Consider the following 11,971-nt stretch of genomic DNA (forward strand, 5'->3'; position numbering starts at 1 on the left):
GGGTTTGCAGTGTTCCATCACATTAGCGTGTTATTAAAAGAAACAGTGGATCAACTGAATATTAAGAAAGATGGCATCTATGTGGATTGTACGCTAGGCGGTGCAGGACATTCGCAATATCTTTTAAACCAATTATCAGATGAAGGGCGATTGATCGCAATTGATCAAGACATGACAGCGATTCATCATGCGAAAGAAAAATTACAGCGAGATTTACATAAAGTTGTGTTTGTACATGACAATTTTAGAAACTTGGCACAAATTTTAACAGAATTAAATGTAGGGAAAGTGGATGGCATTCTTTATGACTTAGGGGTTTCAAGCCCTCAACTCGATGTGCCTGAACGAGGATTTAGTTACCAACATGATGCGAGGTTGGATATGAGAATGGATCAGTCTCAATCCTTATCTGCATATGAAGTCGTTAATACATGGTCTTATGAAGCATTAGTGAAAATCTTTTTTCGATATGGCGAAGAAAAATTTTCTAAACAAATTGCTCGTAAAATTGAAGCTCGACGACAACAGCAACCAATCGAAACAACATTTGAATTAGTTGAATGTATTAAAGAAGGTATCCCGGCGAAAGCAAGACGCAAAGGGGGGCATCCAGCGAAGCGTGTTTTTCAGGCGATTCGTATAGCAGTGAATGATGAACTTTCAGCTTTTGAAGACTCGCTCGAACAAGCGATTGAAAATGTGAAAGTGAATGGTCGAATCTCTGTGATTACATTTCATTCGTTAGAAGACCGCTTGTGTAAGCAAATATTTCAAGAATATGAAAAAGGTCCTGAAATACCGAGAGGGTTACCTGTTATTCCTGAAGCGTATACACCTAAATTAAAACGTGTAAACCGAAAACCAATCATTGCTGACGAAGCAGACTTGGAAGAAAACAATCGTGCGAGAAGTGCCAAACTTCGAGTGGCTGAAATTTTAAAATAGAGGGGCGAACAAGACAATGGCTGTAGAAAGAGTTTACGAACCGTATCAACATCGACCGCAAGTTAAACCACGGAAAAAACAAGCGACGCAAAAACAAGGTGTCAAAAAGCAAGTTGTCGTGAGATTAACACGATTTGAAAAAATGCTATACATAACATTAGTAACACTCATTGTTGTGATTAGTATTTATATGCTATCTTTAAAAATGGATGCATATGATACAAGAGGGAAAATTGCAGATTTAGATCAAAAAATCGAAAAGCAATCAAGTCAAAACAGCGCATTAAAATCTGAGACAATGGAAAATGCTTCATATCAACGAATTTATAAAAAAGCTCAGGCGCAAGGTATGCGTTTACAGAACAACAATGTAAAGGTAGTGCGTAAAGATGGCGAAGCGAAAAATTAAAATTAAAAAAAATAAGCTAGGAGCAGTCCTCCTGATGGGTGTTTTCGGGCTGCTCTTTTTTCTATTGGTTTTAAGGTATGGTTTTGTGATGCTTACGGGACATTCTTCTGGGGAAAACTTAATCGCCAAAGCAAATGAGAAATATTTGTCTCATTTAGACCAAGATGCAGAACGTGGTAAAATATACGATCGCAACGGTAAAGTGTTAGCTGAAGATGTTGATCGTTTTCGATTAGCAGCAGTCATTGACCCTCAAGCAAGTAAAGATTCAAAGAAACCTCGACATGTTGTAGATAAGAAGAAAACAGCTAAAGCACTTTCGAAAATTATAGATATGCCTGAAGAAGATATTGAAAAACGATTAAACACAAAAAAAGCATTCCAAGTTGAATTTGGTAAAGCAGGGAAAAATCTCACATACAATGATAAAGAAAAAATTGAAAAAGCGGATTTACCAGGAATTACGCTCTATCCAGAAGTGAAACGTTTTTATCCTAATGGTAAGTTTGCCTCACATCTGATTGGTATTGCCCAAAAGGACCCTGATACAGGTAAACTGAAAGGGGCATTAGGTGTAGAAAAAATATTTGATAGTTATCTCACGGGTAAAGATGGACATGCGACTTTTACGAAAGATATCTGGGGATATATTATTCCGAATTCGCGAAATGAAGTGGCACCTCAACGAGGAGATGATGTTCATTTAACGATTGATTCAAATATTCAAGTGTTCGTGGAAGAAGCCTTGGACAAAATGGTTGAGCATTATGAACCAAAAGATTTATTTGCTGTCGTTATGGATGCGAAAACAGGTGAGATTTTAGCTTACAGTCAACGCCCAACATTTAACCCGGAAACAGGAGAAGACTTTGGTAAAAAATGGGCGAATGATTTATATCAAAATACGTATGAACCTGGATCGACATTTAAAAGTTTTGGCTTAGCGGCTGCAATTCAAGAAGGCGAATTTAAACCTGAACGAAAATATCAATCAGGTTATCGTGATATTCAAGGTTCTAGAATATATGACTGGAACAAAAAAGGTTGGGGAGAAATCACCATGGGATTAGGGTTTACTTATTCCTCTAATACATTGATGATGAGACTTCAAGATCTTGTTGGTGCGGATAAAATGAAATCGTGGTATGAAAAGTTTGGATTTGGTAAGTCAACAGGTAGTTTGTTTGATGGTGAACAAAAAGGTAATATTGCATGGGAAAATGAACTGATGCAAAAAACATCTGCTTTTGGTCAATCCACAACTGTCACGCCTGCGCAAATGTTACAAGCCCAGTCAGCTTTTTTCAATGAAGGAGAAATGTTGCGTCCATATTTCATACAATCTGTGATGAACCCGGTGTCTCATCAAACTTTTTATGAAGGCAAAAAAGAAGTTGTAGGCAAACCTATTACGAGTGACACAGCCAAAAAAGTGGATAAACAATTGGATGAAGTTGTTAATAGTGAAGACAGTCATGCTAAAAACTACCGAGTCGAGGGTTATCGTATCGGTGGTAAAACAGGTACAGCACAAGTTGCAGACCCTGAGAATGGGGGGTACGTTAAAGGACCTAACCCTTATTTTGTAAGTTTTATGGGACATGCACCAAGTAACAATCCACGTATCGTTGTTTATGCAGGGATGAGCTTAGCGCAAAAAAATGATCAAGAAGCGTATGAAATGGGTGTGAGCAAAGCCTTTAATCCAATTATGAAAAACACTTTACAATATTTAAATGTTGGTGATAATGAAGTAGATGGTAGCAAAACTAAAATTAGTGATGTACCGGATGTTGAAAATCACACTGTACAACGTGCAGTTGATGAAATTAAAGGTAAAAAGTTAGACCCTGTTGTTATCGGTAATGGTAAAAAAGTCGTGAGTCAAACGCCATCATCAGAGTCGCAATTATTACCGAATAGCCACATTTTATTGTTAACAGATGGTGATTGGACGATGCCTGATATGCGAGGTTGGACAAGAGATGATTTAGTTGCTTTTGAATCATTAACCAACATTAAAATTGAAGTAAAAGGAAATGGCTTCGTGAAATCACAATCTATTACAGCACAGTCGCTGGTTGATAAAAATAGTAAAATAGAAGTCACACTTGATTCTGAGAAGACCGAGTAATGATAACAGGAGTGATAGATTTGACGACACAACTTGACGTTGTCTCGCTCACTCCTGTTTATCATGAATGCATTCAAAGGAAGTGCGCGATTATGTCGCGAGCGACAACATTTGATGCGCTTACATCAGAGCGGAATCAAGATGATTTTATGAATAAGAGAAAAAGAATAAGAGATAAAGAATAAGAGATAAGGAGATTATTATGGGGTTTATTAGCGCAATTATCGCATTCGTCATTACTGCAGTTTTAGTGCCGATTTTAATTCCAACGTTAAAAAGGATGAAATTTGGCCAAAGTATTCGAGAAGAAGGTCCACAAAGTCATATGAAGAAAACGGGAACACCTACAATGGGGGGCTTAACTTTTTTAATTGGTGCAATCATGACAACAGTGATTGCCAGTCTATTTGTAGAACCAGCCAGTCCATTGTTGTTACTTCTGTTTGTAACCATTGGCTTTGGTTTAATTGGTTTTATTGATGACTACATTATTGTCGTGAAGAAAAATAACCAAGGGCTAACAAGTAAGCAAAAACTTTCAGCTCAAATTGCGATTGCCGTGATCTTCTTTATCGTTGCAAAAGGATTTAATGCATTCGATTTTTCGACAGATCTTCACTTACCGTTTACAGATGTTAGCATTCCATTATCATGGGGTTACGTGATTTTTATTATTTTTTGGCAAGTGGGCTTTTCTAATGCAGTCAATTTAACAGATGGGTTAGATGGTCTTGCAACAGGATTATCTATCATTGGATTTACGATGTACGCCATTATGAGTTTCGTGCTTGAACAACCGGCCATTGGCATATTTTGTATTATTATGGTGGCTGCACTTGCGGGCTTCCTCCCATACAATATTAATCCTGCCAAAGTGTTTATGGGAGATACAGGAAGTTTAGCCTTAGGAGGGATTTTTGCGACTGTTTCAATGATGCTGAACCAAGAACTCACATTGCTATTGGTTGGCTTTGTATTTGTCTTAGAAACGTTGTCAGTGATGATTCAAGTGACTTCATTCAAATTGACAGGGAAGCGTGTGTTCAAAATGAGTCCTTTGCATCATCACTTTGAACTCATTGGCTGGAGTGAGTGGAAAGTTGTCATTGTATTTTGGTCTGTTGGTTTGATTACAGGATTGATTGGTTTATGGATGGGAGTGAGTTAATTGATTAATTATACGGGATTCAAAGGTAAAAAAGTCTTGGTCATCGGATTAGCGAAAAGTGGGTATGAGTCAGCCAAATTGTTACACCGATTAGGGGCTGAGGTCACAGTCAATGACGGTAATGATATTTCTCAGGATCCTCATGCCAAAGATTTGCAGGATATGGGGATCAATGTTGTCAGTGGGGCACATCCTTTAGCTTTGCTAGATGAAGCGCCGATTATTTTCAAAAATCCAGGCATTCCCTACACAATTCCGATTATTAAAGAGGCAGAAAAGCAAGGTTTGAAAATTTTAACTGAAGTGGAACTCAGTTATCTTATTTCAGAAGCACCGATTATTGGCATTACAGGAACAAATGGAAAAACAACGGTGACTTCTTTGATTGGTGACATGTTTGATAAAAGTAGAGAGAATGGGCGTTTATCTGGAAATATCGGTTATGTCGCTTCGAAAGTCGCTCAAGAAATCAAGGCGGATGAATATTTAGTGACGGAACTGTCATCGTTTCAATTGCTAGGTACGGAACATTATCGCCCACATATCGCCATTATAACGAATATTTACTCGGCTCATTTAGACTATCATGAAGGCCTTGAAAATTACCAAGAGGCTAAAAAACGAATTTATCAAAATCAAACGGAAAGTGACTACCTTATTTTTAATGACAATCAAAGACATTTAATTGATCCATCAAAGGTGCGCGCTAAAGTTTTATATTTTTCGACACAACACAAAGTGAACGGCATATATGTCGATAAAGATTACATCGTTTATGAAGGGATTCGTCTGATTCATTTAGACGATATTGTATTGCCAGGTGAACACAACCTTGAAAATATATTGGCAGCCGTGTTAGCAGCTATTTTGGCAGGTGTATCAATCAGCGCGATTATACAATCATTAACGACATTTTCAGGAATCGAACATCGCTTACAATATATCGGTAATAATAAAACGAATAAGTATTACAATGACTCAAAAGCAACAAATACGTTGGCGACTAAGTTTGCATTAAGTTCATTTAAACAACCCATTATATGGTTATGTGGTGGGCTTGACCGAGGAAATGGTTTTGATGACTTGATTCCGTATATGGAAAATGTACGCGTCGTTGTAACATTTGGTGAAACACAAGAAAAATTCGTGAAACTTGGTGAGAGTCAAGGTAAATTTGTCATTCGTGCGAACGATGTGACTGATGCAGTCGTCAAGGTTCAAGACATTATCGAACCCAATGACGTCGTGTTATTGTCTCCGGCATGTGCAAGTTGGGACCAATATGATACGTTTGAACAACGTGGGGAACGTTTTATCCAAGCATTTAGAGCACATTTACCCTCACATTAAAGGATGTGATGTTTGATGACCAAAAAAATACCAACGATTGATAATGAATATTTAAAAGAAAAAAGACGTAAGCAACGTGTGCGACAGCGGCGTATCCAATTGACGATTGTCATTGTTTTACTCGCTATCGTGATGTTGATTGTCGTATATATGTTTACACCGTTGAGTCAAATAAAACAAGCTGACATTAAAGGGAATCATTATGTGACAAATAAAGAAGTAATGACTGCGCTTGAAATTAATAATCATCCTCGGATATATGCTTATAGTGCGGAAGACGCGGAGACACGTATTAAAAAACATCCGCTCGTTGCAGATGTTTCGATTCATAAAGGATTGTTTAATCCCATCGAAGTGACAGTTAAAGAACATGAAATTATCGCACTAACTGCTGAGAAATCCCATACAGTACCTATAATTGAAAACGGTACAGTGTTAAAAGATTACAAGGAAAAAATACCTCAAGCAGCGCCATATATAGACGGATTCAAAGGCACTGAAAAACGAGATTTGGTGGACGCATTACAAAAAATGGATCGAACGACACGTGCTCAAATTTCAGAAATTGTGACGGCATCACAAAAGGATCAGCCTCATTTGATTAAATTGTTTATGCGTGATGGGATTGAAGTAGTCGGAAACACAAATACGATTGCAGAAAAGTTGAAGTATTATCCAAGTATGTCCCAAGCACTTGAAAAAGATGAAAGTGGCAATTTAAAAAAATCGGGATTTATCGATTTATCGGTAGGGGCAACATTTATCCCTTATGATAACGTAAAAAATGGACAAGGTAGTTCTGCAAGTGCTAAAGAAGTACAAAGCGGAACAGCAAGTGAAGATAAGGCAAAAGACGATTTACAAAAGGCATTGAATAAAATTAAAGATGAGACGTCATAGCTTGATAATAAGGCAATGATTAATAAAATAACAGGTCATCAATTGTTAACAAAAAAGTGAGATACGCAGTGAATTGGAGTTTCGAAACACCATTTGGAGGCACGGATGTGACCTTGTGTTAAAAAGTTGAATTTCAAATGTGTTTATAGTTCACATTGATTGTGTGTTATTGTAAACTTATAATAGCTTAAATATGTAAAGAAATGTCAGGAGGTGCCTATCTATGGAAGAGCATTATTATGTTAGTGTAGATATCGGCTCATCAAGCGTGAAAGCGATTGTTGGTGAAAAATTTCATAACGGAATTAATGTGATAGGTACAGGGCAGACCTATACGAATGGGATTAAAAATGGGTTGATTGATGATTTTGATATCGCAAAACAAGCAATTAAAGACACAATCAAGAAAGCAGCCATTGCTTCTGGTGTCGATATTAAAGAAGTATTTTTAAAGTTACCAATTATCAGTACGGAAGTTTATGATGAAACAACACGTATAGAATTTCACCAAGATACGGAAATCAATGGGACACATATTGAAGAAGTACTCGAAAGTATTCGTCAAAAAAATACGGAACCTGAAACGGAAGTGATTGACACATTTCCTATTCGATTTATAGTAGATGAAAATAATGAAGTTTCTGACCCGAAAGAACTTGTCGCACGCCATTCATTACAAGTAGATGCGGGTGTCATTGCCATTAATCAGTCTATTTTAATCAACATGATTAAATGTGTAGAATCTTGTGGTGTAGATGTATTAGACGTATATTCAGACGCGTTAAACTATCGCTCAATATTATCAGCGACTGAGCGTGAGCTAGGGGCGTGTGTGATTGATATCGGTGAAGATTTGACACAGATTGCATTTTACGAACGCGGTGAGTTAGTTGATGCGGATGTTGTATTTATGGCTGGACGTCACATCACTGATGATATCGCACAATTTTTAAATACTACATACGACACAGCTGAGAAAATAAAACAACAATATGGACATGCGTTTTACGATTCAGCTTCTGATCAAGATGTATTTACGGTTAATCAGCTTGATGCTGAAGCACCAGCACAGTTCACTCAGAAAGAATTGAGCGATGTGATTGAAGCACGTATGGAAGATATATTGTTTGAAGTTTTTGATGTACTACAAGAATTAGGTTTAACAAAAGTGAATGGTGGTTTTGTCGTGACAGGGGGTTCTGCTAACCTATTAGGGGTTAAAGAATTGTTACAAGATATGGTGAATGAAAAAGTACGTATTCACACGCCTTCACAAATGGGAGTGAGGAAACCAGAATTTTCTTCGGCAATTTCAACAATTTCTAGTAGTATTGCTTTTGATGAGCTATTGGATTATGTTACAATTAGTAATCATGATAATGAAGAAATTGAAGAAGAAGTTATTGAAAGCGATTCAAAACGACAAGACCAAAAATTAGGTGGTTTCGAGTCATTTTTCAAGAAAAAAACAAAAAAACAACAGTCACAAGAAACGGCAAATTCTGAATTTGTTGATGAGGATACTTCTGAAGAGGTATACGAACACAATGATGGACATGAACATGCAGAACCTAAACAAGAAGAAAGTAAGTTCAAAAAGATTATGAAATCACTGTTTGATTGATTGGCTACAAAGATTAGGAGGAAATTTAAATGTTAGAATTTGAACAAGGATTTAATCATTTAGCGACACTAAAAGTCATCGGTGTCGGTGGTGGCGGTAACAATGCTGTTAACCGAATGATTGACCACGGCATGAACAATGTTGAATTTATTGCTATTAATACGGATGGACAGGCGTTAAACTTGTCTAAAGCGGAATCTAAAATCCAAATCGGTGAAAAATTAACACGTGGTTTAGGTGCTGGGGCAAACCCTGAAATCGGCAAAAAAGCTGCTGAAGAATCACGTGAACAAATTGAAGATGCCATCCAAGGTGCAGATATGGTCTTTGTTACTGCTGGTATGGGTGGTGGTACAGGGACTGGTGCAGCACCTGTTGTAGCCAAAATCGCTAAAGAAATGGGTGCTTTAACGGTAGGTGTTGTCACACGTCCGTTTAGTTTTGAAGGCCGCAAGCGTCAAACACAAGCTGCTGCAGGTGTTGAAGCAATGAAAGCCGCTGTGGACACATTAATTGTTATTCCTAATGATCGTTTGTTAGATATTGTTGATAAGTCTACACCGATGATGGAAGCGTTTAAAGAAGCTGACAACGTATTACGTCAAGGTGTACAAGGTATTTCTGATTTAATCGCAGTATCAGGTGAAGTGAATCTTGACTTTGCTGATGTCAAAACAATCATGTCTAACCAAGGTTCTGCTTTGATGGGTATCGGTGTATCTTCTGGTGAAAACCGTGCAGTAGAAGCAGCGAAAAAAGCGATTTCATCTCCATTACTTGAAACGTCTATCGTTGGTGCGCAAGGTGTGTTAATGAACATTACAGGTGGCGAGTCATTATCGCTATTTGAAGCACAAGAAGCAGCAGATATTGTTCAAGACGCTGCAGATGAAGACGTAAATATGATTTTTGGTACAGTGATTAATCCAGAATTACAAGATGAAATTGTCGTTACAGTTATCGCAACTGGCTTTGAAGATAAGCCATCTTCACAAGCACGTAAACAAGGTCATGGTGGCTTTGGTGCAAGTGCGACTGCTTCACCAGCAAAAGAATCAAGCTTTGGTGGACATACAGGAGCCGCTTTGACACAAGATAAAGAAGTTGAAAGTGGTCGTAGCCATACAACGGCTGAGGATGATATCCCAAGCTTTATCCGTAACCGTGAGGAAAGACGTTCAAGAAGAACGCGTCGTTAATCACCATCATATATGGAATGAATTATAATATACATCTATTGACGGCATGAGATGATCTTATCTGATGTAGAATGTAATGAACTGCTAGGACCATTGTCACTTCATCAATGTCCTAGCTTTTTTACTCGTTATCGGTCAGTGAAAATCAATCGCATGTTTGAGGATAGATCTTCAACACAAGAAAAAGGGAGGGGAAGCCATGGAATTATTTGTAAAAAAGGCACATCACTTGTCGTATCAACCGAGTTTAGCGCAAGGGGTTCATATTGGAATAACAACACGTCGTCATGGACAAAGTGCATATCCAATGGAAGCTTTTAATATGGCAAGGTATATTGATGACGTACCAGAAAATATTACGCGTCACCAAGAAGTGCTAGCTGAAGAAATCGGCTTCCCCAGAGCACAATGGGTGTTTCCAATTCAAACACATGAAGCGCGTGTTGTCGAGATTACGAAAGCAGACCAAGGCAAGAATATTGACATGCTTACGCAAGACACACTTTATGGCATTGATGCGATGTTTACATACGAGTTTGACACCTTATTAACGATGTGTTATGCCGATTGTGTCCCTATTTATTTTTATAGTCCGTCACACCATTTTATTGCGCTAGCACATGCAGGATGGCGAGGTACTGTCGCACGCATTGTCCACCGCGTGTTAGAACAGTTTCCGTATGATTATCAAGATTTATCCGTTGTGATTGGTCCAGCAACGTCTGACAGTTATGAAATCAACGAGGAAATATGGCATCAGTTTCAAAGCCTTCCCATTGATATTCGCCAGTATACGGTTAAGCGTGCTCCCAATCGATATGGCATAGATTTAAAATATGCGAATCAATTGTTATGTGAATCCTATGGTGTCCCACGTTCGAATATTTATTGTACAAGCTACGCCACTTCGGAAGATTTAGAGTTATTTTTCTCATATCGTGTTGAAAAAGGACAAACAGGTAGAATGTTAGCATTTATCGGTCAATCATGATGTGAAAGAAGGAATGATTAAATGTCAGTAAAATCAAATTTAAACGAAATAGAACAAATCATTACTCAGTATATGGCTTTTCGTGAAGATCAAACGAGACCTCACGTGATTGCCGTCACAAAATATGTTACAATAGACCGAGCAAAAGAAGCGTATGCAGCGGGTATTCGTCATTTCGGTGAAAATCGTATCGAAGGCTTTCTTGAGAAGAAGGCCGCATTACCAGATGATATTCAAATGCATTTTATCGGCACATTACAATCACGTAAAGTGAAAGACGTGATTCATCAAATTGATTATTTACACGCATTAGATCGTCAAAGTTTAGCGAAAGAAATTAGTAAACGTGCCCAACATGATGTGAAATGTTTTGTCCAAGTCAACGTTTCAGGCGAAGCATCTAAACAAGGTATAAGTTTAGATGAAGTCATTCCTTTTATTGAAATGTTGGCGTCATACGCGCATATTCATGTCATCGGCTTAATGACTATGGCGCCTTATACTGATGATGAAACTTATTTAAAAGAAATTTTTGAGAAACTTAAAAATAAACGCGATGAGGTCCAAGCATTAAATCTTTCATATGCACCTTGTAATGAACTTTCTATGGGGATGAGTAATGATTTTCATATCGCCACAGCAAGCGGTGCAACATTTGTTAGAATTGGAACGCGTCTTGTCGAAAAAGAGGAGTGAATCCATTGGCTATAAAAGATTTGTTCAATAATTTTTTTACAATTGAAGAAGAGGATGATGAGGCGTTCATTGCAGAGGAAGAGCGTCGTCGTGAACGAGAGCAACAAGCGAATAAGCAACAAACAGAGAAACCGAGAGCGATTCAATCTGTGCCGAAACGTCAATCGAGTCGGACAAAGGCTTCACAAAATGAAAAACAATTGCATATTGCACAAAAACAAGAGCAAGGGAATGTGGTGAACATGAATCAAACACAAGAATCGTATGATAATGGAAGTTCTAAAATGTGTTTATTTGAGCCACGTGTATTTTCTGACACACAAGATATTGCAGATGAGTTAAAAAATCGCCGTGCCACTTTGGTGAACCTCCAACGCATTGATCAAGTGTCTGCAAAACGTATTATCGACTTTTTAAGTGGAACGGTATATGCAATCGGCGGTGATATTCAGCGTGTGGGTGCGGATATCTTTTTGTGTACACCGGACAACGTCGAAGTGGCCGGCAGCATCTCAGATCATATTGAGTCGATGGAAAAACATTACGAATAAGGGA

The 11,971-nt window shown here is 38.0% G+C and carries 11 protein-coding genes; all 11 read left to right on the forward strand.

What is annotated here, in order from left to right; all coding sequences use genetic code 11:
* Positions 1-9 precede the first annotated feature (9 nt).
* Positions 10-945 (forward strand): 16S rRNA (cytosine(1402)-N(4))-methyltransferase RsmH, encoded by a 936-nt coding sequence (gene rsmH / locus B5P37_RS09930; RefSeq protein ID WP_085238062.1) that lies wholly within the window; start codon positions 10-12, stop codon positions 943-945.
* Between the two features lie 16 nt (positions 946-961).
* A complete protein-coding gene (gene ftsL, locus B5P37_RS09935) occupies positions 962-1,354 on the forward strand; it encodes a cell division protein FtsL (RefSeq protein ID WP_085238063.1) in 393 nt (130 codons plus the stop codon).
* On the forward strand, positions 1,335-3,488 hold the full coding sequence (locus B5P37_RS09940; RefSeq protein ID WP_085238064.1) for a penicillin-binding protein: 2,154 nt from the start codon (positions 1,335-1,337) through the stop codon (positions 3,486-3,488). Before ftsL ends, B5P37_RS09940 begins: the two co-directional genes overlap by 20 nt.
* 202 nt (positions 3,489-3,690) lie before the next feature.
* Positions 3,691-4,656 carry a phospho-N-acetylmuramoyl-pentapeptide-transferase gene (gene mraY / locus B5P37_RS09950; protein WP_085238066.1) on the forward strand — a complete coding sequence of 322 codons (966 nt, stop codon included), beginning with the start codon at positions 3,691-3,693 and terminating at the stop codon, positions 4,654-4,656.
* The gene (gene murD / locus B5P37_RS09955; RefSeq protein WP_085238067.1) at positions 4,657-6,006 is read left to right on the forward strand and encodes a UDP-N-acetylmuramoyl-L-alanine--D-glutamate ligase; all 1,350 of its coding nucleotides are present in this window, start codon (positions 4,657-4,659) and stop codon (positions 6,004-6,006) included.
* Between the two features lie 15 nt (positions 6,007-6,021).
* Positions 6,022-6,906 (forward strand): cell division protein FtsQ/DivIB, encoded by an 885-nt coding sequence (locus B5P37_RS09960; RefSeq protein ID WP_085238068.1) that lies wholly within the window; start codon positions 6,022-6,024, stop codon positions 6,904-6,906.
* Between the two features lie 223 nt (positions 6,907-7,129).
* Positions 7,130-8,530: a cell division protein FtsA gene (gene ftsA, locus B5P37_RS09965; protein WP_085238069.1), complete on the forward strand. Its 1,401-nt coding sequence runs from the start codon at positions 7,130-7,132 to the stop codon at positions 8,528-8,530.
* 29 nt (positions 8,531-8,559) lie between these two features.
* A complete protein-coding gene (ftsZ, locus tag B5P37_RS09970; protein ID WP_085238070.1) occupies positions 8,560-9,729 on the forward strand; it encodes a cell division protein FtsZ in 1,170 nt (389 codons plus the stop codon).
* A gap of 199 nt (positions 9,730-9,928) precedes the next feature.
* Positions 9,929-10,720 (forward strand): peptidoglycan editing factor PgeF, encoded by a 792-nt coding sequence (gene pgeF, locus B5P37_RS09975; protein ID WP_085238071.1) that lies wholly within the window; start codon positions 9,929-9,931, stop codon positions 10,718-10,720.
* Positions 10,721-10,741: 21 nt separating this feature from the next.
* Positions 10,742-11,416 carry a YggS family pyridoxal phosphate-dependent enzyme gene (locus tag B5P37_RS09980; RefSeq protein WP_085238072.1) on the forward strand — a complete coding sequence of 225 codons (675 nt, stop codon included), beginning with the start codon at positions 10,742-10,744 and terminating at the stop codon, positions 11,414-11,416.
* Positions 11,417-11,421: 5 nt separating this feature from the next.
* Positions 11,422-11,967: a cell division protein SepF gene (locus tag B5P37_RS09985; RefSeq protein ID WP_085238073.1), complete on the forward strand. Its 546-nt coding sequence runs from the start codon at positions 11,422-11,424 to the stop codon at positions 11,965-11,967.
* Positions 11,968-11,971: the final 4 nt, after the last annotated feature.

The sequence above is a fragment of the Staphylococcus lutrae genome (assembly GCF_002101335.1).
Classification (GTDB): Bacteria; Bacillota; Bacilli; order Staphylococcales; family Staphylococcaceae; genus Staphylococcus; species Staphylococcus lutrae.